Here is a 25,286-nt window from a genome sequence, read left to right as displayed (position 1 = left end):
TCGTACCCGTGCACCTCCCATTTGGTCAAATATCAGCCAATAGTTTTCCGCTGATTAATGGTGGATCAGAGCAAGCGGAATATGTATTTTCCGAATATGGTTTTATTTTGGGCGCGCTCACACGCAGAATGATTACCAGCTATGTTTCTGTGGCATCGAAATCCAACTGTATACCTTCGGACTGTGGCTTATCACAACGGGAAGCTGAATGCATAAAATGGGCTTCAATCGGCAAAACTGATGAAGAGATCGGAGCTATAATGTCCGTTTGTCGATCAACAGTGCGCTATCATGTGAAGCGTGCCGGGGAGAAACTCGGATCGGTTAATCGTACGCAGACTGTTTTCAAAGCGGCGCAGCTTGGCTATCTGGGCGCAAGCAAATGGTAGCTCAACAGCTGCTACAGTATTTTACGGCAGCGCGTGCCGCAACCTTTCCTCTGGAACCTTATCAAAACTAGTAGCGCAAAATATGCTCTATCTGCCAGATTACCGAAATTCTTGACCTTTTGGCCAGTTGAGTAAGGTGCAACCCCTCCTAATATCGAATTCACAAAATATGACGGAAAACCGTCGAGCAATGAGGATGTGTCTTAGCCCGATGGGCTGGCACCACTAGGGAGAGGACTATGACCATTTTTTCTTTACGCAACGATTCGATTTTCGAACGGAAATCCGCTCGTTTTGCCCTTATGGGTTCAGCCGCCGTTTTTGCTCTTTCGGGACTAAGCGCGCCGGCTTTTGCCCAGACCGAAGCTGCGGAGGAAGATGATAGCAAAATCATAATCGTTACTGCGCGAAGCCAGGCTGAATCGCTGCAGGAAACACCGGTGAATATCACGTCGATTGGTGAAGATACTCTGGATACATATCAGGTGAACGAAATCGCTGATGTTGTTGGCCGCATCCCGACTTTGAATGTTCAGATTGGTGGTTCGGGAGCAGGCGCCCAAATCAGTTTGCGCGGTATCGGTTCCAGCAATATCTCTTCGGCATTTGATTCGGCGGTTGGCATTGACATCGATGGCGTACAAGTGAGCACGCAGCGGTTGCTACAAACAGCTTTTTTTGACGTTCAGCAAATTGATGTTCTCAAAGGTCCGCAATCGCTTTTTTTCGGGAAAAGCGCATCTGCTGGCGTATTTTCACTTCGTTCCGCGAACCCGACTACGGATTGGGAAATTGGCGGCAAGGCATCATACGAATTTGAGGAAGAAGGCTATACCATCGGCGGATATATTTCCGGACCGATTAGTGACACGCTAGGCATCCGCGTCGCTGCCCAATATCAGGATATTTCCAAATATGTCGAACTTGAGCCGCAGGTAGCAGCACGTGACAAGGATAAGGGCATCAAGAATTTCATTGGTCGGGTGACATTGCAATGGGATCCCACCGATAATTTTAGCGCAAATCTCAAGTTAAATTATAACAATCAGGATAGTGAAACTATTCTTGGTCATTCCGACCTTTCGTGCGCCAATGCTACGCCAAACCCGACATCCTCTGTTTTTGGCGGTGCCTTTGCTTCCAGCCACAGTTGCAACATAAATGACGGCCTCTATCCGTTTTCTGATGGCAATCCCGCGCTGAATACTGTTTTTGCAGGAACCACTGGGGACGGCCGTGACCTCTCCCAACCCTATAATGAAACCGAGATTATTTTTGCACGGCTCGCTATGGATTTGGATCTGAGTGATACTTTGAAATTGACATCGGTATCGGGTTATGTCGATTTGTTTAACGAGTATAATGGCAACTTCAATTATACCGGCAATGCAAATGGCACTCCTGCGGGCTTTATGGCCCCATTCCGGAATGAGCTAACACAATTCACGCAGGAATTCCGCTTAATCAGTGATTTTGATGGCATGTTCAACTTCATGGTGGGTGCATTCTGGGAAGACAGAAACATTCCTTACGGTACGTCGCAAAATGCGTTTACTGCAGGATTAGCCCGGCCATCTGTTCCGGGAGGAGAAACATATGATTGGTATGCCGAAAGAAACAGTAAGGCCGAAGCCCTGTCGTTCTTTGGTAGTGTAACTCTGGACATTACGGATCAGCTAGAGTTATCGGGAGGCGTGCGCTGGACGGACGAAAAGAAATCTACCACGATTGCTTTTCCCTACGTGCATGACCTTATAACCACCGCATTTGGCTTTGTGTCATCGGGATTCTTTGCAGGCCCCGTTCGTTTCTCTGACAGCAATGTGTCGCCGGAAGTTTCATTGAAATATAAAGTTTCCGATGATGTGAACATTTATGCAGCTTACAAAACCGGCTTTAAATCAGGCGGGGTTGACAATAACGCACTGCCATCAAATCTGGTTACGCAGCTTAACAGTACCAATCCAGCTGTCGTTCAAGGGGCGGGGGATGCTTTGCGTTTCGATTCCGAAACATCCCAAGGTGGAGAAATAGGAGTAAAAACGCAATTTGCTGATCGCTCGGTTACGTTCAACGCAGCAGCTTTTTATTATGCGTTTGATAATTTGCAGATTCAAGAATTTGATATCAGAATTTTCAACTTCCAAACGTTCAATGCCAGTAAAGTGAGTACAAAAGGTATCGATATTGATTGGGCGTGGCAAACGCCTGCCGAAGGATTAACATTGTCGGGTGCCGCCTCCTACACCGATACCAAATATGGCGAAGATATCGTCAGGCCCGATGGTTCGGTGGCATTGGTGAACGGTCGCGCAACTGCTCGCGCTCCCAAATTCTCCGGCAATATTGCGTTTGATTGGCAGATACCGATGGGCGATGCACTGGAATTTGGGTTAGGCGGCAATGCCAGCTACTCGGACTCCTACTGGACCAATTCGACCGACACAATCTATCGGCAACCATCTTATGTAACATTGGACGGTTCGATTTCGGTCGGCGATCCTGACGGAAAGTGGAAATTGTCTTTGATTGGTTTGAACCTGACAGACGAGATATGGACGAACACGAACGGCGCAGCTCCTTTCACGGCGGGTGACAGGGTCAATACACAAAACCGCGGACGCCAAGTGTTCGTGGAAGCCGCCTTCAAGTTTTGATTGACACTCTCCCGTTGATCAAATCCGGTCGGAATCGTCGGGGGCGATTCCGACCTAATTTTTGGAGGCTCGGGCGAATTTGCTTTTGAGTAGATCGAATCCTCCGGATAGCGGTTTGCCCCGGCAAGAGAAGCCAATACAGGCTAAAGAAAAAACAATTTACCCGGTATTTAGACGGCATATTGTGATTGGAACGAATGGTCTTCAGGCCATCACGGGAGCGTTCAGAAATGAATTCCGATCAATTGAAGCTGCAGCTTGATAAGTTGGCGATCATGGAACTTCCCGCGCAATATTTGCGCGCGTTGGATCGCTTGGATCGGAACCTTTTGCGGGCCCAATTTTGGGATGATTCCTACATGGACTATGGCATCTATACCGGTGATGCAGATGGTTTTGCCGATTTTTGCATGACGGCTTTGTCCAGCCACGTCCGCAATCACCACTTGATCGGGCAGCATTTAACTGAAGTGGAAGGGGATGGCACGCTTGGCGATGACCTTGCACCGACGCGGATAATCCCGTGGTGGGTTGACCATTGCGGTCCAGAGGATACGGCCAATTACAAGAACAACAAATCCTGCCGATCAATCTTCTCATCCAAACGCAATTAGTCCGATATCTCAGAACCTTTTGATGCAGCTTGACTTGTGGCACTTATGTTTACAGTCTGAATTGTAAAAACTACATCTGGAGAAAGGACTGTTTAGAGAGATGTTCAAGCTTGGTGCCTAGCAAATTGAAGATCTTTGGCCATGCGGCCGTCTTATTGTTGTCCTTCGTCACAGCGGCGCCGACTCTTGCGCAGAGCGCCGATCACGGTCAACTCAAACCTGAAATTATCTTGCAACTGGGACATCAGGCACCGGTGAGCGCGGTGCGGTGGGTTAATGACGGCAAGCATCTGGTTTCGCTGGCTGAAGATGGTTCCATCATATTCTGGGACGCGAAAAGCGGGATAATACTTGATCGCGTGCAAGTCCCGGGCAGGTGGCCAAATGAGCCGAATTCGAGACGACTATACTATTATAATTTTGATGTGCGCAGGGATGGTAAAACCGCTACACTGATCTTTACTGAAGATGGCAAAAATAGGGTAACCGAACCCGATTTCTGTCCTTTAACAGCAAATCGAGGCGGTTTTTGGTGCAGTTTTTCCCTCAACTTGGAAACGCGCGAAATCGCAGGTGATCAGACGGTAATCGTTCCGGATGATATCCAAGGTCCAGGTGATGAAGAACCTTTTCCTTTATCTCCGGATGGGTTGCTTCGGCCCGGACCTAATCATGACAATGGTATTCCCGGTCTTATCGATCCAAACGATGAAAATTACGCTTTCAACGATTCCACATGTACCTCCCGCGCGCGCTGTCGCTATGGTGTCAATCTGGTGCCACAGGACGACGATAAGCAAACCATTGCTTTGACCGGCAGTCCGCGAAGCTACTTGACGGATGTGGATGTCACCGCAGATGGACGCTATCTGGTTAAGATTGAAAGCCTGAGAAATGACACGGAATCACGGATCGAGACGTTAGATCTCTTCGGCAGCACCGAGACGAATGGCTTTCTTCCTGGCCGACCCTATCATGATGTGCGCTGGCTGGATGAAGGTCGCTACATGCTGTTTAGCAATGGGTACTTCGCCACCAACGATATGCCTAAGGCACTGGAAGGTTTTCCGCCTGCACTTATTGTAGATCAGGATTGTGCGAAAGAAGATAGTTGCTCAGCCGTTGAAAGTTATGGTGATATGCAAGCACTTAGTGGCGACAACCAATTTTTGGGTGTCGGCAGCCTTTCTGGCTGTTTTAAATCGGGTCTGCGTCATGAGTGCCCGGTCGAATTCGAGGAGATGAGTAGCAACGGGAGTGCCACGCATTTACCATTAGCCGCTAGCGTGTCGATATATACATCTGCAGGGAAATGGCGGTTGATGAAACAGCCGGACTGGGACCGACAGACCATCACAGCGATCAAGCTTTCGCCCAACTTAAAGCAGCTTGCAGTGGCAACCAGGGAGCGGGACGATGATCTAACCAACCCGGATTCAGAACAATTGCTTCGGGTGTGGCTATTTGACGTTTCGGGCGAAACTCTGGTCTCTCCACCGCGAGAGATAGCAAAATTCGTTCATCCTTTGTCCGCCACCATTGAGAATCTTTTATTCGATACACCTGATGGCATGAGAAGAGAGGACCATTTTGCGGAAATTATCCGTGAAGGTGGAATATCTTTCGACAATGACAGCACTATTGAAAATTTATATTTTACTCCCGACGGAAGAAAAATTCTGTTTACACAGTCCATTTCCGCTCACTATCAGGATTCAGATCTGGTTGTAGTCGATAGTTCTGGCACAGCAGAATTGATTAGGGTTTCAGACACTTCTACCGACATTGTCCCGATCAGCAACGACCGAGCGGTTGATCTCTACAAACGGCAAATAATTGACATCGGAAAAGGGGAAGTCGTCGCCAGTATCGCCGGTAGCTTTGCACTCACTACGGGCGGGCCTATCGAACAGGCGAAATTATTTTGGGCCGCGACCGAGGACGGCGCTATTGAATTCTGGGATAGCGAGAATTTCACAAAATTGCTCACTTTCTACACTTTCCCGGATAATCGCTTTTTTGCAGTCACACCCGAAGGGCGGTATGATACCAATCTTTCGCCGGACACCGACATGGTCCGCTGGATAGTGCCTGATGCACCATGGCAAAGTCTGGCTCCGCAGACATTCATGCGTGATTTTTATCAGCCGGGATTATATCGGAAATTGCTGGAATGCCGCGCTGCCGGTGATTGCGCAACCACGTTTAAGTCACTGCCTTCATTCGCCGATCTGACGCGGGTTTTGCCGCAAGTCAAAATTGTGGACGTAAGCGAAAACAAAGACGGTAGGCAGGCGACGGTCACTTTCGAGGCAATAGAAGGCTTTGACAAGAACGCGGTCAATGGTGGAACCAGGTCGGGGCTTTTCAGCCCCAGACTATTCCTGAACAACCGCCTGATCGGTCAATATCCCGATGAACCCTATGTCGTTGGTGCGGACGTCAGCGACGCCAACGAAACGCTCGATCAATGGCGGAAGAAAAACCGGATCAAAATCAAGCCCGACGCTGACGGCATATATCGCTATGCTTTGACGGTTCCGCTGCCAACCAGGCCGGGTACGGAACAACTGAATTTTTCGGCCTATGCGTTTAACGAAAGCCGGATCAAGAGCGATACGGCAACATTCGTCTATCAGCGGAAAATAAAGCCAGCCCCGCGCAAACCCAGAGCTTATGTCATCTCGACTGGCATTAATGACTATCATGAGGACCGTCTGGATCTGAACTATGCAGAGCCGGATGCGCGTCTGATTGCCGATCGCCTGAAAAATATCCCGGGATATGAGGTGCGGCAGCTGGTTCTGGCTGGAAACGGTTCGGCTGATGGCAGACCTAAACCGACAGACAAACTGAGTGTACAAAGCGCCCTCGCATTGGTGATGTCTGAACGGGATCGCGGCAAAAATCTTGCCCGGCTCCGCAGGGCCGGGGTTGACGCACAAATGCTCGAAGCATCCACCGCCGATGATATTGTGATCATTTCCTTTTCGGGACATGGCTGGGCGGATAAGGATGGCGATTTCTACCTGCTGCCTTCTGATGGAAAATGGCCCGATAGCCAAAATCTACCCGATGTATCAACCTTGTTGTCGACCACCGACATCACCTATTTGCTCCGCGCTACGCAAGCTGCGGACATTAGCCTGATCATTGATGCCTGCCATTCGGGCGCCAGCGTGGATAGCGGAGATTTCAAGCCCGGTCCTATGGGCGACCGGGGGCTTGGCCAACTGGCTTTCGACAAGGGGATCAGGATATTGACGGCGGCTCAGGCCAGCGATGTCGCGCTGGAAGATGCTTCGCTCAGCCATGGTCTATTGACCTATGCTCTGGCAGGAGACGACGGCGGTGGGATTACCGCAGATTCCGGTCATGCAGAGCGTGATGAAAATGGCAGAATATTGTTGGACAAGTGGCTCTCATACGCGGTTAAACGATTGCCGGAACTCGCTACCGATAAACGTCTTTCAGGGCTGGGTAGCGCTGACCGGAGCAATGGTAGCAGTTTCTTTTTTCCGGGACGGACAGCGTCAAGAAAACAAAAGATCCAGCAACCCGTCCTGTTTGACTTTAATAGCAGGCCCAGCTTCATCGCTCTGCGTGTACAGCTTGAAGGGCGGGATACGGCCAGCGACAAACGGCAATGATCTGTATCATTTTACAATGGTTTAAGTTGTGCTTAGAGTCGTCGTTCGGGCTTCGCAAATCTTTGCAGTAGGAAAATCAGCTGATGACTGATGGTGACCAGATATACGGGAAAGCGGAACACACAGTTTTCTTGAGCTACTCCCATGCTGATCGCGACCGTGCAATGCCGATCATCAAGGCGCTTGAGGATGCCGGGTTTCGCGTCTGGTGGGACGGCCTTATCAAGGGCGGTGTGCATGCCGCAAAGGAAACCGCCGAAGTACTGGAAAGGGCGAGGGCGGTTGTCGTGCTCTGGTCTGTAAATTCCGCAGCATCTCACTGGGTTCAGGATGAAGCCACGCGCGGTCGGGATCGTGGATGTCTGGTCCCCGTATCCATTGATGGTCACGTGCCGCCACTGGGTTTCGGCCAATTCCAGTTTATCGATATTTCCGGTAAAAAGAACCGGGTAGCATCACCGGAAATGCAAAAAGTCCTGCATGCCGTCGCAACGTTACATGATATTTCCGATTTGCCGGCACAGGCACCCACATCGGCATTGCCTTCGGTCAGCCGCCGTAGTCTGATCATTGGCGGCACATCGGCGGTGCTAGTTGGCGGTGCGGTTGCTGCCTGGACCAGCGGAATTTTGAGTGGCGGGGCAGAGCAAAGCAGCATTGCGGTTCTTCCCTTTGCCAATATCGGGGGTGATCCATCACAAAATTATTTCTCCGATGGTCTTGCTGCAGAAATCAGGGCGGAACTTTCACGCAACAAACTGCTGCAAGTGGTTGGCCAGACGTCATCGAACAATTTCCGCGAGCAATTGGAAGATGCAGCAGACGTTGCTGCCAAATTAGGGGTGTCATTTCTACTAGCGGGAAATGTCAGGCAGGCGAGTGATCGGGTCCGAATATCTGCTGAGCTCATTGAAGGAGCTAGTGGTTTCAACCGATGGTCAAAAAGCTTTGAAAAACCGCTGACCAATATATTTGCCGTGCAACGGGAAATCGCCGCTTCTGTTGCCACTGCACTGTCTGCACAAATAGATGATCGTGGTTCCAGCAAAGAAAAGCAGATTGGTGGAACCGATAGTGTGGCAGCATTTGATGCCTATTTGCGGGGAAAGGATTTATACGAAGCCGGTATCAGCGAAGAAACCGACCGTCAGGCTTTGGCCAAATTTGAAGAGGCAATTGCGACAGATAATAAATATTCTGCAGCCTACGCCGCTCACTCGCGCTCATTAGCAGTATTGGCCAATCAATACGCCGTTGGCGTTGAACGCAAGAATCTATATTCCGAAGCTGTAATTGCGGCCCGAAAAGCTGTTGAAACCGCTCCCGAATTTGCCGAAGCGCATTCATCGCTGGGGTTCGCTCTTGGGCATGGTCAGCTTGATATGCGCGCTGCTCGCCAACCTTATGATAGATCCTATGCGTTGGGCGCTGGAGATGCGGACGTTCTTAGTCGTTATGCGATGGCGCTCGCTCGCTTTGCCGAGTTTGACCTTGCCGACACGATTATCAAGCGTTCATCTGCATTGGACCCGCTCAATTCCAGAACCTTCCGTTCGATCGGCGATATCAGCTATCGGGCACGCCGATTTGAAGATGCGATCAAGCCTTACGAGCGTGCGCTGGAACTCAATCCCAAATTGAGCGGTGCAAACGCCAATATGGGTTCCGCGCATTTGATGCTAGGAAACGAAGATAAAGCGTTTGAATTTTTCTCAAAGGAACCGAATAATCTTTTCGGACTGCCGGGCATCGCCATTATCGAGAAACGGCGGGGAAATGATGCCGCAGCACAAGCGGCGTTGACAAAATTTTCTACTGATCATGGAGAGAACAGTCTTTACCAGCAGGCGCAGGTCTTTGCGCAATGGAATGATCGGGAGAAGGCAATAAACGCGCTGCAGCAAGCTTATGCGACGGGCGATGCCGGGATGGTCAATATGTTTGTCGATCCGGCGCTCGACCCGGTTCGCGAAACGCCTGAATTTTCCGGTTTGCTAAAGAAGATAGGTTTCGTTTAGAGTATGTTGTTAAAACAAAAGTGGGGATGATATAATGCGAAAGTTATTAATGATATTGCTGGTGTTGACAACACCGATTGCACTGCAGGCTTGTTCTGCGGAGAAGACGGAGCGCGGTGAAACCGAACGGGGTGAAACTGAACGCGGTGAAACTGAGCGGGGTGAAACTGAGCGCGGTGAGACTGAACGCGGTGAAACTGAGCGCGGTGAAACTGAGCGCGGTGAAACTGAACGCGGTGAAACCGAACGCGGTGAAACTGAACGGGGTGAGACTGAACGATAATCTGTGTAAACAGCTCGGCAAGCTACTCTGAGAATTCTAACCTGTTCTCAATCAAATTATCGTTTCCAAACGCCTGATTTAACGTTCTGTTTCGCCGTTTCAATCCAGATCGAGTAATAGGATATGTCGGTGTAGACACCCGGCATGTTGGCAATGCCGCAACCTTTTCCCCAGGAGACAACGCCTACCAAACGGATAGTGCCATTGGGCTGACGACGAACCAACGGTCCACCACTATCCCCGACGCATGAATCGCCAATCACATCATCAGGCTTCGACTTTGCCCAACCCAAAGCACAGACCATACCTTTCGTCAGGTTTTTCCTGAGAGCGGGATATTTCTTGCAAGATCTTCGCGATACATGGTTCACGGGGACATAAAGTAGCTGGGCTGGTGATAGTTGTAGTTTCCCGTCTTTATCGAACCGAATATTTTCAGCATCAACGTTCAGTGGTCCGGTTAGTCCCCAACCGGATATCTCCAACATGGTTCCGTCTGTGATAGGTAAATGGCCGCTGGGTACGCTATGAAGCCTGATAGATTTTAGCCGGCCTGATCCTATGCTTCCGACTTTTCCCCGCGTCGAAATGCGAAGCAAGGCTACATCCGCTTTGTGCTTCCCGGGTACATAGTCCCGGTGGATGACAACCGCATCAATGGGATAGGTCGCCCCGCCATTTGTGAGATTTTGAGTACCCATTCGCACACGGCGCAACGCGCGAACATTCTTTGCGCTACCATCTACATAGACGCAATGGGCTGCGGTGATTATCCAAAGCTCTCCCAGATAAGCTCCGCCGCATCGATGCATGCGTCCATATTCACCGCGCTCTTTGAGAAATTTCTTTCGTTCGCCGCCGGGATTCTGAGACGCGATTGACGATAGTCCGGCATCATGCGCAATTTCTGCTTCAGAATAAGATTGCGTTGAATAGATTTGCACCTGCCAAGGCGCGTGACCTGGCGGCGCCTGGGACCCCCTGATTATCGGTGCACCATCGCCCGGCTTTGGTTTTGCCGGGTATTCATCGCCCTCATCTTCAGGGAAGGAACCAGTTTCCTCCAGCTCGCCTTCCGATTGAGATGGATCAGGCTGCATCGCCCCGGTAAGCATGAAAAACAAAGAGAATATGGCTATGGACTTTGTATTATTCATCAACATCTTTCTGCAATTTAACAATTTGGACGTATCACGGATATGCCTGTCCTAGAATATTTTATGTGTACCTCTGGGCATTGTTTTCGCTCTCTTTATCCAATCCGCATATTGAGATACGCGCGTGTAAATCCCCGGAAGGCCTTTGATGCCGCATCCAACGCCCCAAGACACAATGCCAACCAGCACCCATTTATCCTGATATCGAACCAGCGGCCCTCCGCTATCGCCTACACAGGTATCGCGGCCGTCCGACGATCCTGCGCATAGGATTGTTGGATGCACTTTTCCTTTGAACTGGGAAAACTTCTGGCATCTTGTGGGCGAAAAATAAGCCAGATCGACTCGCAGTAGATTGGGTGGCCGAAATTGAATGCCACCGGACCGGTCCAGCCGCAGTGTGGTGCCGGGCATTTTTGCACCGGTCATACCCCAGCCTGTGGCGCGTAATGTCTCGCCATTTCGCATCGCGGGATCAGCGGGACTTTGGAGAGTGATTTTCTCGACACCGCTGGGCAAGGGTCTGTTCTTGGTGTTGATGTGAATTAATGCGATATCATGTTTGTTCTGACTCTGGTATCCTTTGTGCAATACAACGGTGTCTATGCGATAGGTTTTCCCGCCACTCGCAACATTCTGGGTCCCGATGCGAACCCTGCGATAAGTGATGGCGTCATCGTTTACACAATGTGCCGCCGTGATGCTCCACCCATCTCCAATATAAGACGCGCCGCAACGGTGAGAGATATCATAGCTTGCACGCTCATTTAGAAACTTTTTCCGGCTATCGGTTCTAGGAAGTTTTGCGTCTGCTTTGCGTTCCGCGTCCGAATAGATAGTTGGGGAAAAAAGCTGAACTTGCCAGGGAGCAGATCCGGGGGGCGCTTTCTTGCCACCGATTATCCGGCCGCCATCATCGTCCTCTTTCTCTCCATTATCTTCGGATTGTACGGTATCGGGCGCAGCTTGCTCGATTTCCTGTGGCGCAAAAGGATCGTCATCTGCATCCGGATCAACAGGTTGGGCTGCTGCAGTCAGCAGACCTATAACGATTATCAATGGAGTCTTTTTCATCGCTACTCCCCAGGTTTATTCAACAAGGACGGTTTCCATTGTCGCAGACCATTCTCCGACACGCGGTACAGGATCGCCCCGCTTACCTTCATTGGCATTGCAGAGCAGTTTTTCGAGCGCACTCTGACAAATATTGCTTCCACGAGCCGCTATTCCGGTCTGTTCCAGGGCTAGAGGATTAATCGGTTTTTCTGATGCGATTGTAAGAAACCGATACGTACCCGGCGTTCGCATGATGACCGGATCATCGTTGGAGTCACTGGCGTTACGATAGGCGCGCCCTTCTGGCAGAGCCGAATCCTTGGCGCCCGGCGGCGGCATAATGACCGCTATTCCAAAATTGGGGTCAATGCCGAAAACGTAAAAATACCGAGGCTTTTGGTTTCTGTTGGTAATTGTCACCTGCGCTTTCTCATCGACTTTAATAAGCCGCATATTTCTGCGCTCGGGTTTTGGACAGGTCAGGACACCATATTTGCTATCATCAATACAAAAGTCGATGCCTGCTTCATTGACGGGTGTTAACAGGCCGAGCATTTCGTTGACGCGCGCCGCTTTTTTCAATTTTGTCTCGAGATTTTTTTGAAATCCAGAATCTTGCGGGCTTCCCAAATTTGCTATTACGGTGCCGTCTGTGCGGACCAGCACCAGTTGATCTGCGCTCTCTTCGATCTTCGCAATATTTAGCTCTCCTGCATCTGCCTGCTTGATAAATTCGAATGAATCCAGGAATTTGTTGACGGCATCATGATCCGGTCCGGGCGGGATCCGGTTGCCGATTTTCAATATATCTCGCGTAAAGGCGTGAGTTGTCTCGCGGGCGGTCAGCGCCGGCATATTTGTCAACTTGGCAGCCATATCAGGCTGCTTAAGTGTCAGCTTGGTCTGGTCCGAACCAACCTGTGAAACAAAGGCCGTTGCAACTGGTGTGGCATCAGCTTCACGCGCAGTCGTTTCATCCGCGAACAATGAAAAAACCGATCCCTCTGTTATTCCAGACGTCCGGCCATCATCGGGAAGCATCAATGTCGAACCGGCAACCGATGCCTTGAACAAAGCAACACTCGCGGATTTGCTACCAAGCGACGATTGTATGCCATCGCCTTCAACCGAAGGTGTTTGATTGACATTGACTATACCCACTTGTGCCTGAACGTGGCGCATAATGTCACTGAAACTTGCCTTGGGCATAGCCTTCAAAGTGTCGATGAGGGCGGTCGTGAACACACCATTGCGAACCCCGTCGATACCGCCGCTGGGCAATTCCTTCGCAATTTGTCCATCCTGCGCGGCGGCCATGTGCACCCAATATCCTCCATTGGCACCGCCGCCGCCTTGGTCGCTGATTATGTCGGAATTCGGTAAACTCTGGCCAGATCGAAGAGCCAGGGGTGGCGCACTGCGCGAACCTCCAATAGCTCCACTTCGGGTAGCCGTCCCGGAATTGCAGGAATCAAAAATGGAAATAAAATACACGCCCCTGGCGACGGCGCGGAGCTTGTAATCTTTCAGTTCATAGTCGAAAATTTCTTTCACTTCATTCGAATCGGGATCGCGGGCATCAAAAGGGAGGATGGTTCCGCTATATCCGGAAGACTGGTCCGCGCGGACGATAGCTGAATATTGAGCGCCATGGCCTGCAAAGTAAAACAGGAGTGTATCACCCGGTTTTGACATTGTGATTAGCTGGTCAAGCGATTTCAAAATTTTCGCACGGGTCGCGCATTTGTTGAATAATGTGATGGACACAATATCGCCAGCGGTTTCCGAAGGGCAGGCATCTGGCGCTGTTTTGTCGAGTGCGATTCGGTAAAGAGGCCGCAAAGCGTTTTTAATATTGATCGTGTCGTTGACAGCGCCTCTCAGGTTTCTGAATTCGTTGTCGCCGCCATTATCTTTCGAAAACTGGTAATCATCGATACCGACAAACAGGCCGCGCGTAGTTGCAGCATCGGTCGCGGTCGCTAGAGATGCTATTATGACGAAGGCAATTAACTTCTGAAATATCATTGTTTTGCCTTTACAGTGAGTTACATTGTCTCAAACTACAGCATAGCTGTCAAGTTTGTGGCGCTTGGCCAGCTTGATTGATTGTGGTGCTAAAACGGAGCGGTAACTATGGAAGAATTGATCGTCGCATTTTCCGTTTCGGCATTGCTTATTGCTGCCTGCCTTTATTTGCATTTCAAGGCTTTAAGGAACGGTGCGCGGATAATTTCAGAGTTGGGAGCAGGTGTTCGCCGGCAAATGCTTCTGGTGATGACCATGATATTTTTAACGCATCTTTTGGAGATCGTAATCTTCGCAATTGCGATCTGGGCCATGGCGCATAACGGTGTCGGCAGTCTCTCGGGCGCGCATACATCTACCGTCGCTGATTTCTTCTATTTTTCGATCGCATCCTACACCACATTGGGCATCGGAGATATTACGCCCGAAGGGCCCATTCGCGTGGTAGTGGGCATAGAAGCCTTGACAGGCCTGCTGCTAATAGCGTGGAGCGCATCGTTCACATATCTGACCATGGAACGCATCTGGGCCCCTGAAACCGATTGATTTGATTAAAATTAAACCGGAACTGTAATATGCTTGCCGCTAAAGACGGCCTGCCAGTTTTCGATTTCCGCTATAACGACTTCGTCGGTTGCATGCACCAGTTCGGCTACCTGGTCGTAGCTCAGCGTGTCATCAGGAGCGGTTTGCAACAACTTGATGCGCCCGGCAATTGCCTCAAGCCTTTCTGCCGTCACTTCCGAAATTGCCGCAAAACGCTCAAAATCCCCGAAAAAGCGGATGCCGGCTATTGCGCCACCGAACGTCGGAAACATTACGCCTAACAAGGTAAATGTTTTGGACAGCTTTGCTAACAGCCCGGCATCAATCAAATGCAGGGCTGATCCGCCTTTCAACACCAGATAGGCTGCGACAGAAATAATCGCGAGCTTGAACAGAAGTTCGGAAAATCGGTCGAGATTATGATGGACAGTCTTCAGGCGCTGTGCCTTGTCAAAATGATAGTCGCGTTGCGGCACCACATGGCCGTCGAGCAGGGTTGAAAGACAGGACCGAAGGTACCCATCGCTTATTCTTGCATTGGGCAGTCCGATATCCCTAAGAGCGTGAAGAACATACCATTCCGGCCAACTGGTGTCCGTTCCCTTTGGCCAGCGTCCTGGCGCGCGGGCCACGCCCATCATCAGCAACAAAGGGCTGTGACGAAAATATTCAGCCACACGGCGGGTTTCAAACCAGCGACCATGCCAGCGATATTTCTGACCGCGCCATGTGATGACGACAATCGCGATCAGGAGTAAGAATTCAAATAGAGCAAAACCCCATTTATGATCAGCAGGGACTAACGGCAAATATGCGATGCCGCCAACAATAGCGAGGCTGGATAGTAAGAAATTGACCACCATACCGCCGCGATAATGATCGGAAAGCCGTGCGGATATACCGTCAGCCCAGGCAAAATTTTGCATCGCCTGTTGCTCTATTTTTCCAGCCAGTAAAGGGTCGGCACCGGGCAAAGCGCGGGCAGCGTTTAATATTTCTGCGCCGCTACCCTTGCCGATGTCTTCCGGTTTTTCATAGGTCTGCACAATCGACCTAAATGGCGGACCCCCGCCAAACAATGCTTCAATACGGCGATACCCATGCGTGAGACTCGCGCTGCGATCATACCAGCGGCCATTCTGCAGTGCAGCGAGACCGTGATGCGCAGAGCTACGATCAATCGGCTCCTCTTGCGGACAGATAACATTGCGGACTATCGTCTGTATTTGCGCCTCACGGTCCCGGCTCGGTGAATTGCCTTGCAGAACCGCTAATGATTCCGGTGAATGTAAAATTTTCCAACCTTCAGGCTCCGTTGGATCAATCCATATTACCGGTGCACCCAGGTCGAGGGCGGTTGCAATTGTGTGGCCGGTTCCCCCTAAACTGGCTGTTGATTTGCCATCCCATACACCAATGATCAGGTCTGATTGCTCGATTAAAATCCGTCCGGCAAGTGCGGCGCGAGTGGCGCTTTCAAGCGCAAAAGCCTGCGCCTTGGCAAAATCTTCCGGCGCGTCAAGTTTTGTTAGATAGAGCTCAGCAATCGCATCATCCTGATCGGCGAGTTCAAAAGTTTTTGCTTTGCCCGTAAGGCTAAGGATTGCCTCAGCTCTTTTCCGGGTCTCGGTATCGGCGGGTTGGTCGCCCGAAAGCAATGCACGGGCATCAGCAGCATTGGTTGGCATTGCATTAATGGCTGCATTTAACCGCGCGCCGAAGGGCAGGGGGCTGATCAGTTCCCAATTACGCGCGAGTGCCATTTCCGCCGCAGCCTGATCCGTGCCATCCACCATCAGGGTATGTAACCGGGTTGGTGCCAGCATTTCTGGCCCAAGCGATGAGCCTGCGCCTTCCACGGCCTGATCAATATGACCAAAAATTTTCTCGATCACCGATTTGACCTGGCCATTATTGGCTGCGAAGCTCGCATGCGCAGCCCGGTGCCCCGTGACGCCAATACTGAAGCGAAATTTGTTCGGTACCGGCGGAGATGTCATAACAATCGATCCAATGCGTTCTAAACTAAACCTATAGATAGACTTTGAACCACATCAAGGTTCTGTTTCCCGATGGGAGCAAATTGAGTCCGTTTGCTGACGAAGAGTCAAAGCATTTGTTGCTTGAAAAAGCCCATCGCATATTGCAGCAAATCTCGATCCGATGAGATGCTTCAATTGCCTGCCCGCCATCGACAGCGTTTCGGAATGTACATCCGCATGGCTTGTAAAGCTGTCGTGAGGATCGAGGAGGCACACATCTTTGGAATCGGTATCTCTTTTCACTTTTTTATCAAACATTTATAATAGTCTCATCTCACTAAAAATGAGCTGGTGCAAGGAGTGCCTGTTCCAGTCGGGTCAAGGGCACCGAAGCGCTATCAGAATAGATAACTGTTGCAGAGAAACCACGTTTCTCGGGTGACTTTTCGAAATGTAAGTGAACGTCCGGTTGATCAAGCAAAATTGCTGGACGGCTATCTGTTGATCGACCAATGGCCGTGCGATGAGGGACTAAACTTTATAACAGATCGACCCCCGCGAAAGGGATGCAGGAGATTAAAATGAGAATTTCAAAATATTTGGCGGCTACCGCTTTGAGTGGCCTTGTTTCATTCGCGCCAGCTTATGCGCAGGATGCACAAGACGAAGACGCATTTGATGACAATGTCATTATTGTTACAGCGTCCAAACGTGAAACCACCTTGCAGGAAACGCCTATCGCGGTTTCGGTGACCAGCGGCGAAACGCTCGAAAATGCGCAAATCCGTGACGTACTCGATCTGCAGACGGTCACGCCTTCGCTGCGTGTCAGCCAGTTGCAGACCTCTTCTGCATCGACTTTCATTATTCGTGGCTTTGGTAACGGCGACAACAATTTCGGTATCGAGCCATCGGTTGGCGTATTTATTGATGGCGTGTTCCGTTCGCGTTCCGCCGCGGCTCTGTCAGATCTTCCCAATGTTCAGCGCATCGAGGTGCTGAACGGCCCGCAATCTACGTTGTTCGGAAAGAACGCATCTGCTGGTGTTATTTCGGTTATCACACGTGAGCCGCAATTCGAATTTGGCGGAGCGGTTGAAGCCGTTTACGGCAATTATAATAATATCGTGGTCAAAGGTGATATTACCGGCCCGATAACTGAAAATATCGCCTTTTCAATCGACGGCAGCTATAACCGCCGCGATGGTTACTCCAATATTGTCAATTTGAACGAAGAGCAGAATAACCGCAACCGCTGGGCAGCTCGTGGCCAGCTTTTGTTTGAGCCAACATCGGATTTGAAGATCCGTGTGATTGGTGATTACTCGCGGATTGACGAGATTTGCTGTCAGGTGACGACCGTTGTCGCCGGACCGACCGCCGGAGCGATACGTTTGCTAGGCGGCAATTTCTCGACTGATCGTTTCAGCTATGACGCGTTTCTTAATCAGGTTCCGATTAACAAAGTCGACAATTACGGCGGCTCAATCCAGATCGATTATGATGCCGGTCCACTTTCTTTCACCTCGATTTCATCCTACCGGGAACTGAAGAACCTGTTCATTTCGGACATCGACTTCAGCAGCCTGGATGTTGCGAACGAAACCCGCAACCAGAGCGTAAAGGCGCTCACCCAGGAATTCCGCGTCGCATCTGACTTTGATGGCCCGATCAACTTTTTGCTCGGCGGCTATTATTTCGACGAAAGCATCTCGCAGATCAGCCAGATCGAAAACGGTACTCAAATCCGGGACTTCTTCGAAGTTCTGGCTGGCGGTAACCCGGCAGATATCATCGCCGGCAGGCCGAGTGTTTTTAATGCGGTTGAAGCGGGTCTAGGCCTGACGCAGGAAACCATATTCCTTACGCCGCTGCTTACGGCCGAGCAGTTTTCGATGGATAACCAGTCCTATTCGATCTTCGGTACAGTTGATTTTGAACCGGTTGATGGCCTCGTCTTTACGGGTGGTTTCAACTACACCGATGATAAGAAAGACTTCGCGCTCGCGCAGCAAAGCTTCGATCCACTGGGACAGGTCAATCTGGTCGATGCCTTTATTATCGGCGCAACCGGGGGAAATGTAACCAACCGGGCGCAATTCCAGGCGCTTCCGGCGGCTAACCAGGCGGCTCTGCTCGCCGCAGCGCAGTCCGCTGCAAACCCACTGATCGGTCTGGCTGGCTTCCAGTTCCAGCCGCCGTTCCTGACCATCCCGAATGCTATCGAAGATGGCAAGACCCGCGATGACAAGTTCACCTACCTGCTACGTGCGTCCTACCGGATTTCAGAAGAAGTCAACGTTTATGGTAGCTATGCAACAGGCTTCAAAGCGAGTTCAGTTAACCTGTCGCGCGATAGCCGGCCTTCCAGTGCCGATTTTGTTGCTGGCCCGGGCGGATCAACTTTCGCGGCTCCATCATCGCCAATCCTAGACGCCGGTCTGGCGCTGCCAAATCTGAGGAGCGGTTCGCGCTTTGCAGGTCCAGAAAATGCCACGGTGTATGAAGTTGGTATCAAAGGTCAGTGGCAAGGCTTCGGCTTCAACCTCGCCTTGTTCGACCAGACCATCAAGGGGTTCCAAAGCCTTGCCTTCACCGGCACAGGTTTTGCTTTGCAAAATGCTGGTCAGCAATCGGTTAAGGGTTTCGAGTTTGATAGTACCATTAGCCCGACTGAAGGGTTGGTTTTCACATTTGCAATGACCTATCTTGATCCGTTGTTTGATGACTTCCCAGGTAGTGTGCTGGGCGATCTGAGCGGTGTGACACCAGCTGGCATTCCTCAAATCGCTATTTCGACCTCCGCTACCTATTCGCACGAATTTGGTGCCAGCGGGAACAAGTTGATTACGCGGATTGATTATAGTCATGAAAGCAACACGCCGATCAACAATGGCTTGCCGACTTTCAACGCTGCGTTGGGCAATACCCAGATTTTTGATCGAGAGGTCAATCTGGTCAACGGCTCAATGACGTTCAAGTTTGAAAACGGACTGGAAATTGGCGGGTACGTTCGCAACCTGCTTAACGATCAGTTTCTTACGACGGTATTTGATGGCGTTGCACAGGCAGGAACAGTTTCCGGTTATCCGAGTGCACCACGCACTTATGGAGGCGTCGTCCGCTTCAAATTCTAGTCGCGTAACAATATTTCAGGAAAAAGCCCTGCCGGGGAACTGGCGGGGCTTTTTTGTTACATATTTGCATCAATTCAAAGCCCAGTGCTGCAAATTTGCTAAGAATGGACCGCATTTTTGCATTTCACGCTGGACTAATTGATCGATTAGTTGAACACTATGGCAGTTGAAGGGCGACCGACAAAAGTTTGCGCCCTTCTCTTGAAACAAGGGATTGGGAGAGAATTATGCGTAAATCTGTTTTGCTTGCGGCTACTGCTATGACAGCGATGGCCTCACCGGTTTTGGCTCAGGACGCGGATGAGGTTGATGACAACATCATCATCGTTACCGCGCAGCGCCAAGCGCAAAGTCTTCAGGAAGTGCCAATTGCCGTTTCGGCCTTTGATGCAAAAGCGCTGGATGCGCAGCAGATTGAAAACGCTTCGGATTTGCAGCTTACGCTGCCAAACGTATCCTTTACCAAAAGCAACTTTACCGCCTCCAGCTTTACCATCCGCGGCATCGGCGATCTTTGCGTTGGCGTTTCCTGTGATTCGGCAACGGCAATCCATCTTAATGATTCGCCGCTATTTGGAACACGTCTGTTTGAAACGGAATATTTTGATCTGGAACGCGTTGAAGTTTTACGCGGACCGCAAGGCACATTGTTTGGCCGAAATGCAACTTCCGGTGTTGTGAACGTTGTGACTGCAAAGCCAGAGCTTGGCGAATTCAAAGGCGCACTTGAAGGAGAATATGGGAACTTTGATTCCATCAAAGTTAAAGGCATGCTGAATTTGCCGGTCGGTGATACTCTGGGCGTTCGTCTTGCCGGGTTTTACTTGAAACGTGATGGTTATACCGAAAACCTGTTCGATAACAGCCGGATTGATGGCCGCGATATGTACGCAGTGCGTGGCTCCATCAAGTGGGAACCTACTCCTGACACAACGGTCAATTTGATGGCCTATTATTTCCGCGAAGACGATAATCGTGCTCGTATCCAAAAGCAGCTCTGTCAACGCGATCCAACTGGCGTGCTGGGATGTTTGAATAGCCGTCGCGATTTCGGAAAACTTAATGCCAATTCCACCTTTACCGGCACGTTGGGATCATCTGAGTTCTTCGCGATTAACGGTCTTCCCGCTGCATTAGGTTTAAACAGTCTCTATGGTCCCGATGGATATGCAGGTTTTGTTGAACCAACGGATGTTCGGCAGGTCAGAACAGCTTTTACACCCGAATATTTCACGGACGAATTGCAGTTGCAAGGGCATCTTGAGCATAATTTCGGAGCGATCAAAGTGGGATTGACCGGTACTTACCAGAAAACAAGGGTCGATTCGCGGCAGGATTACAATACCGGAGTACAGAGCCGCACGACACTCGATCCGGCAATCGCATTTCTGGGTGCTCTTTCTGGCGTGGGCGGACCACTTGCGGCATTCCGTCCTGTGTTGAATGCAGTAACCAGTGGCACTCAGCTTTGTACATCGGACACTGACGAAACCGGTCTGGGCTCGTTCGGTGGAAACCGCCTTTGTGCTGATACGCCGCTTCAGTTTGATAGATCAAATCAGGATCAGGATTCATGGTCTGCCGAGGCTATCGTCTCGAGCGATCTTGATGGCGCATTTAATTTCCTCCTTGGTGGAATTTATGCCGAGAGCAAGGTCACTGAAAACAGCTATTATGTAAATGCCTTTCAGATTGACTATATCACCGGTATATTGGGCGGCGGCGCTGGTTACCTCGGCACCCCGTTTTTCCGTAACAACACCACGAATTTCAAATTGAAGTCATACGGCATCTTCGGGGAAGTCTATGTTGATGTCTCAGACCGACTGAAATTAACCGGGGGATTGCGGTATAACAACGATAAGAAATCGATTACTGCTCGTTCAACGCTGGCGAGCTTCTTGGTTCCTTTCGGACAAACAGGTAATGTGTTTGACTCGCCGTTTGTTGGGAGCTTTGATGCAGACCCTGGAACAGCAGGGAACCAGTTGTTTCAAACACGCAATGTTGCGTTTGACGAAATCACCGGCCGCTTTGTTGTTGATTATCAACTGACACCGGACAATCTGCTCTATGCCTCTTATTCTCGTGGCTATAAATCAGGTGGTATCAATCCGCCATTGCAGCCGATCTTCGCCGTATCGGAATCATTTGGTCCTGAGCAAATCGATTCCTTTGAAGTTGGTTCCAAAAATGTGTTTGCCGATGGTGCTTTGGTTCTCAATGCCACTGCCTTCTATTATAAATACAAAGGGCTCCAATTAAGCCGGATCATTGCGCGAACTTCGGTGAATGATACAATCGACGCTGACATTTATGGTGTCGAGTTGGAGGCTGTTATTCGGCCCGATCCGGACTGGCTCGTCAATATGGGCTTCAGCTATCTGAAAACAAAGGTTGTTGGCGATCAGCTGTTTAGCAACCCACGTGACCCAGGCGGCGGACGTGCAGACGCCGTAATTGTTAAGGATATAACTAACGGCGCGAACTGTGCAGTAGTTCCTGGAACGGCTGGTAATGTAGCAGGCGTCAATGCCTTTGTCGGAGCGGTCAATGGAGGACTGGGACTGCGAGCTCCTACGGCTTTCCCTGCTGATGGCGGAATTGCGTCGACCGGTGCCTTTAGCATCTGTAACGTGCTGACTGCTCAGGGCGCAAACCCTGCGTTCGCCGGGCTGGATGCTCTGGGCTTCCAAGTGCTGAGTCCGGGTGTTCAAGTGAACTTGCGTGGCAATGAGCTGCCTCAGGCTCCTGTTGCGAAAGCATCAGTGGGCGTTCAATATACAAAGAACTTCAGCAATGACATGAATTTGGTACCGCGTGTCGATTTAACTTACACTGGCGATCAGACGGGCAGTGTCTTCAACGGCAACGTCAATAAAATTAAAGGATTTGTGCAAGCAAATGCTTCGATTCAGTTGAATGGTACGGACGATAAATGGTTTGTAAGAGCCTTTATCCAGAATATCTTTGACAGTAATTCAACGACAGGTCTCTATCTGACTGATGCATCATCGGGACTGTTTACGAACATCTTCACGCTTGACCCACGCCGGTTTGGCATTGGTGCTGGCATCAAGTTCTAGTAACTTGAAAAGAGGTTGAACTATAAACCCTGCCGGGAAACCGGCGGGGTTTTTTGTTGGGAAATTTGGTGACGCAGAGAGTGCGCAAGATATTTTCCTACATTTGGAATAATCCATCCAACATGACCGGTTACTGCGCTTCCTGGGCCCAAACTTTGACAAACTTTGGATGTATATTGATGATCATCGACAGGGCTGGCTGGCCAGCCGGAGCTCACATAATAGTGGCAGATACCCTTGCTTGCGCTGCGGGATTTTTTCGGATCATCGTCCCCCGGATGATGATTATATCAAAAAAATGGTGCCGAATATCCGACTCGAACGGATGACCTACCGCTTACAAGGCGGTTGCTCTACCAGCTGAGCTAATTCGGCATACTGGCTATATGCGGCGCTATTAGCGTCAAACTACGCCAAAGGTCCAGCCTTCTTTTTGTGCTATCTCGTCCGTCAGTTTTGACGGCTCCCAGAGGCGGGTATCACCAGCGACCTGTTTCATCCAGGCGGCGGTAATCAGGGCATCGGTGCTATGATCGTCATAAGACAGCAATCGTGGCGGGCAGGGTGTACCGAGATTGCCAAGCGCCTGTTTCAAGCCGGTTCGGTCGCGAACCTTGCTTTTGCCTTTGGGTAACCCCGCAGCAAGTGCCGCAATGGTTGTATATATTTCAACAATCACCGGACCGCGTTGCGGTAAAGGATCAAACGGCCATATAGGAATGGCGCCGGTGAGTTGGTGCAACATTCGCATGCCTGTGAGGCTGGACTTGCCGACTTGGGACGCGCCGACAAGATTGAAGCAACTCGCGCTATTGCCTTGTCCTGTCTCACGCTGATGCTGTTCAACCACCCGCAAGCGCCCGGTTCCACCGCGAAACAAATCCCCGAGATAGCCTTTGCCATGACGGAAATGGCGCGAAGCCTGTGGGTGATCCAGAAAGCTCGCAACGCCGAAGAAAGGGTCAGTGGCGCAAATACCATCTACCAACTCCCAAAGCGCTCGAGCGGAAGTTGGGCTGGAGTGCCATTCCGGGAAATACGTATCTTCATCAAGGAAAGGAAAGCCCATGGATAAATCGAAACCAATCAATATATCCTGATGGTTACCGGCAAGGGTGATGAGCCAACCGCGAATGTCATCCCGCGACCATCGGGGATTCGCTGATCCCGTCTGAGAGGCGGGGACAAGGGCTGGCGGTCCTACTGATCCGATTGTCGCAACGGCTATGCCTGCGGGGCGCTCAATATTGGCACCCGACCAGTCGACACAGGCATATTGCGAAAATCTACGCATGAGGGTTCTTACGGGATAGCTAGCACAAAATAAAAGGGCGGATCACGCGGACCCGCCCTTTTATGTAATTTGCTTTGCCGAGGCTATTTCTTGGCAGAAGGCTTGCGTGCTGCTGGTTTGCGAGCCGCAGGCGCTTTCGGTTTTGGTGGATTAGCGTGGAGGTCTTCCAGCACTTTTCCGGCTACATGGCGACCACCCCAACCAAACGCGAGAGCCGCTGCCGCAGCGCCGCCGATAACCAGTGCGGTAAACGCAGTTTGAACGATTTCTGCGCCCACACCCATGAACTGAAGGCCCATAAAGGTGAAGAGAATGATCGTTGCATAACGAACAATCGTTGCAGCCATGCTGCCTTCATCCGCGCCGCCGATGACCCGCGACAGAAGGTTAGCAATCAGGAAGCCTGCTGCGATGACAACACCACCGAAGATCACGCTTCCGCCGAGTTCCAGAACTTTATCAAGAATTTCGGTCAGCTCTGCAAAGCCCAGCATACGGGTTGCCGCGATTGCGAAGAACAGCATGATTGCAATCTGCAACACTCTTGCAATAATTGAGGTGAGTGTGGTTTTCTCCGGAAGAATGTCCAAAGCTGCAACCGACTGATCAACGCCAAGACCAGGCAGGATTTCCGTTACAATCTGGACAACAAATTTGCTGATCAGATAGCCGATGCCCAAGATGATCGCTGCGCCGATAATGTTCGGGATAGCCGCCAAAATCATACGAAGCATATCGCTCGCCGGACCCGAAACAGATTCGAGTTTCAGCGCTTCAAGAGCGAGTATCGCAACCGGAATGATAATCAGTACATAGACAATTGTGCCAATAGTCTTAGTGATCGCATTGTTACCGGTAACGGTATCGATACCGCCGCGATTGGCCCATTTGTCAAGGTCGACGGTCTGGAAGAACGTGACAACGAGATCGCGTACAATCCGTGCCACAACCAGGCCGATAAAGAATATTGCGCCTGCTCCGATCAGATTAGGAACGAATTCCATAATGCTGTTGAGCAACGTCTGAATCGGAGCGTCCACGCCGCCAAGCCCTAGTACGCGCAGGATAATCAGCAGGCCAAACAACCAGATCAACAGTGAAACAATTTTACCAAGTGATTCACCCACGGATGCACCGGAAGATGTGTCACGTTGCAGAAAGCTGACATTGTCGACCAGTTTTGCAAAAGCCCATTTTGCGGCCTTTGCCAATACCCATGTGCCGAGGAGCACGATCAACGCGATGCCGATTTTTTCTCCCCAGACCAACATGAGCTCCGTGTCGAGCGCATAGTCCCCAATTCTCATTCCATCCATTTCTGCATTCCCCTGTTTGTATGAATTGCGAGTCCGCAATCCTTCTCCAACGGGTTACCACAAGGTCAATCGA

At 50.6% G+C, this 25,286-nt stretch carries 16 protein-coding genes and 1 tRNA gene; 9 read left to right on the top strand and 8 right to left on the bottom strand.

What is annotated here, in order from left to right; all coding sequences use genetic code 11:
• Positions 1-8: 8 nt before the first annotated feature.
• The 6 genes from HF685_RS03830 (at position 9) to HF685_RS16260 (ending at position 9,611) form a co-directional block, all read left to right on the top strand.
• Complete coding sequence (locus HF685_RS03830; RefSeq protein ID WP_168818369.1) at positions 9-389, top strand: helix-turn-helix transcriptional regulator; 381 nt, start codon at positions 9-11, stop codon at positions 387-389.
• A 239-nt stretch (positions 390-628) separates the two neighbouring features.
• Positions 629-3,046, top strand: coding sequence for a TonB-dependent receptor (locus HF685_RS03825; RefSeq protein ID WP_168818368.1), 2,418 nt, complete (start codon positions 629-631; stop codon positions 3,044-3,046).
• Positions 3,047-3,276: 230 nt separating this feature from the next.
• Positions 3,277-3,660, top strand: coding sequence for a nuclear transport factor 2 family protein (locus HF685_RS03820; protein ID WP_168818367.1), 384 nt, complete (start codon positions 3,277-3,279; stop codon positions 3,658-3,660).
• A gap of 158 nt (positions 3,661-3,818) precedes the next feature.
• On the top strand, positions 3,819-7,310 hold the full coding sequence (locus HF685_RS03815; RefSeq protein ID WP_211051338.1) for a caspase family protein: 3,492 nt from the start codon (positions 3,819-3,821) through the stop codon (positions 7,308-7,310).
• Between the two features lie 83 nt (positions 7,311-7,393).
• Complete coding sequence (locus HF685_RS03810) at positions 7,394-9,328, top strand: TIR domain-containing protein (RefSeq protein WP_168818365.1); 1,935 nt, start codon at positions 7,394-7,396, stop codon at positions 9,326-9,328.
• A 34-nt stretch (positions 9,329-9,362) separates the two neighbouring features.
• Positions 9,363-9,611, top strand: a complete 249-nt coding sequence (locus HF685_RS16260) for a hypothetical protein (protein ID WP_246218733.1) — start codon at positions 9,363-9,365, stop codon at positions 9,609-9,611.
• Positions 9,612-9,667: 56 nt separating this feature from the next.
• On the opposite strand, the gene HF685_RS03800 is transcribed toward HF685_RS16260, so the two are convergent.
• Genes HF685_RS03800 through HF685_RS03790 form a run of 3 tightly spaced genes read right to left on the bottom strand, consistent with a single transcriptional unit; the run spans position 9,668 to position 13,852 of the window.
• On the bottom strand, positions 9,668-10,768 hold the full coding sequence (locus HF685_RS03800) for a serine protease (RefSeq protein ID WP_168818364.1): 1,101 nt from the start codon (positions 10,766-10,768) through the stop codon (positions 9,668-9,670).
• 51 nt (positions 10,769-10,819) lie between these two features.
• Positions 10,820-11,842 (bottom strand): S1 family serine peptidase, encoded by a 1,023-nt coding sequence (locus tag HF685_RS03795; protein ID WP_168818363.1) that lies wholly within the window; start codon positions 11,840-11,842, stop codon positions 10,820-10,822.
• A gap of 15 nt (positions 11,843-11,857) precedes the next feature.
• The gene (locus tag HF685_RS03790) at positions 11,858-13,852 is read right to left on the bottom strand and encodes a caspase family protein (RefSeq protein WP_168818362.1); all 1,995 of its coding nucleotides are present in this window, start codon (positions 13,850-13,852) and stop codon (positions 11,858-11,860) included.
• 108 nt (positions 13,853-13,960) lie between these two features.
• On the opposite strand from HF685_RS03790, the gene HF685_RS03785 reads away from it, so the two are divergent.
• On the top strand, positions 13,961-14,398 hold the full coding sequence (locus HF685_RS03785; protein WP_168818361.1) for a two pore domain potassium channel family protein: 438 nt from the start codon (positions 13,961-13,963) through the stop codon (positions 14,396-14,398).
• A gap of 11 nt (positions 14,399-14,409) precedes the next feature.
• On the opposite strand, the gene HF685_RS03780 is transcribed toward HF685_RS03785, so the two are convergent.
• Together HF685_RS03780 and HF685_RS03775 are read right to left on the bottom strand one after the other, a co-directional pair.
• Positions 14,410-16,398 carry a hypothetical protein gene (locus tag HF685_RS03780; protein ID WP_168818360.1) on the bottom strand — a complete coding sequence of 663 codons (1,989 nt, stop codon included), beginning with the start codon at positions 16,396-16,398 and terminating at the stop codon, positions 14,410-14,412.
• 54 nt (positions 16,399-16,452) lie between these two features.
• Positions 16,453-16,698, bottom strand: a complete 246-nt coding sequence (locus tag HF685_RS03775) for a hypothetical protein (protein WP_168818359.1) — start codon at positions 16,696-16,698, stop codon at positions 16,453-16,455.
• A 263-nt stretch (positions 16,699-16,961) separates the two neighbouring features.
• On the opposite strand from HF685_RS03775, the gene HF685_RS03770 reads away from it, so the two are divergent.
• The gene (locus tag HF685_RS03770; protein ID WP_168818358.1) at positions 16,962-19,517 is read left to right on the top strand and encodes a TonB-dependent receptor; all 2,556 of its coding nucleotides are present in this window, start codon (positions 16,962-16,964) and stop codon (positions 19,515-19,517) included.
• 227 nt (positions 19,518-19,744) lie between these two features.
• The gene (locus HF685_RS03765) at positions 19,745-22,603 is read left to right on the top strand and encodes a TonB-dependent receptor (protein ID WP_168818357.1); all 2,859 of its coding nucleotides are present in this window, start codon (positions 19,745-19,747) and stop codon (positions 22,601-22,603) included.
• Positions 22,604-22,902: 299 nt separating this feature from the next.
• On the opposite strand, the gene HF685_RS03760 is transcribed toward HF685_RS03765, so the two are convergent.
• The 3 genes from HF685_RS03760 to HF685_RS03750 form a co-directional block, all read right to left on the bottom strand.
• A tRNA-Thr gene (locus HF685_RS03760) sits at positions 22,903-22,978 on the bottom strand.
• Positions 22,979-23,006: 28 nt separating this feature from the next.
• Complete coding sequence (locus tag HF685_RS03755) at positions 23,007-23,897, bottom strand: hypothetical protein (protein ID WP_168818356.1); 891 nt, start codon at positions 23,895-23,897, stop codon at positions 23,007-23,009.
• An 83-nt stretch (positions 23,898-23,980) separates the two neighbouring features.
• Positions 23,981-25,213 carry a mechanosensitive ion channel gene (locus HF685_RS03750; protein ID WP_246218732.1) on the bottom strand — a complete coding sequence of 411 codons (1,233 nt, stop codon included), beginning with the start codon at positions 25,211-25,213 and terminating at the stop codon, positions 23,981-23,983.
• Positions 25,214-25,286 lie beyond the last annotated feature (73 nt).

The organism is Parasphingorhabdus halotolerans (genome assembly GCF_012516475.1).
GTDB lineage: Bacteria > Pseudomonadota > Alphaproteobacteria > Sphingomonadales > Sphingomonadaceae > Parasphingorhabdus > Parasphingorhabdus halotolerans.
The sequence above is the reverse complement of the archived record's forward strand: the minus strand, read 5'-3'. Positions and strand labels throughout refer to the sequence as shown.

Bases quoted from the DNA above. Each gene is read 5' to 3' on its own strand.
- HF685_RS03750 (WP_246218732.1), bottom strand. From the start codon at position 25,213: ATGGATGGAATGAGAATTGGGGACTATGCGCTCGACACGGAGCTCATG.
- HF685_RS03790 (WP_168818362.1), bottom strand. From the start codon at position 13,852: ATGATATTTCAGAAGTTAATTGCCTTCGTCATAATAGCATCTCTAGCG.
- HF685_RS03810 (WP_168818365.1), top strand. From the start codon at position 7,394: ATGACTGATGGTGACCAGATATACGGGAAAGCGGAACACACAGTTTTC.
- HF685_RS03795 (WP_168818363.1), bottom strand. From the start codon at position 11,842: ATGAAAAAGACTCCATTGATAATCGTTATAGGTCTGCTGACTGCAGCA.
- HF685_RS03755 (WP_168818356.1), bottom strand. From the start codon at position 23,897: ATGCGTAGATTTTCGCAATATGCCTGTGTCGACTGGTCGGGTGCCAAT.
- HF685_RS03820 (WP_168818367.1), top strand. From the start codon at position 3,277: ATGAATTCCGATCAATTGAAGCTGCAGCTTGATAAGTTGGCGATCATG.
- HF685_RS16260 (WP_246218733.1), top strand. From the start codon at position 9,363: ATGCGAAAGTTATTAATGATATTGCTGGTGTTGACAACACCGATTGCA.
- HF685_RS03780 (WP_168818360.1), bottom strand. From the start codon at position 16,398: ATGACATCTCCGCCGGTACCGAACAAATTTCGCTTCAGTATTGGCGTC.
- HF685_RS03800 (WP_168818364.1), bottom strand. From the start codon at position 10,768: ATGAATAATACAAAGTCCATAGCCATATTCTCTTTGTTTTTCATGCTT.
- HF685_RS03765 (WP_168818357.1), top strand. From the start codon at position 19,745: ATGCGTAAATCTGTTTTGCTTGCGGCTACTGCTATGACAGCGATGGCC.
- HF685_RS03770 (WP_168818358.1), top strand. From the start codon at position 16,962: ATGAGAATTTCAAAATATTTGGCGGCTACCGCTTTGAGTGGCCTTGTT.
- HF685_RS03825 (WP_168818368.1), top strand. From the start codon at position 629: ATGACCATTTTTTCTTTACGCAACGATTCGATTTTCGAACGGAAATCC.
- HF685_RS03785 (WP_168818361.1), top strand. From the start codon at position 13,961: ATGGAAGAATTGATCGTCGCATTTTCCGTTTCGGCATTGCTTATTGCT.
- HF685_RS03775 (WP_168818359.1), bottom strand. From the start codon at position 16,698: ATGTTTGATAAAAAAGTGAAAAGAGATACCGATTCCAAAGATGTGTGC.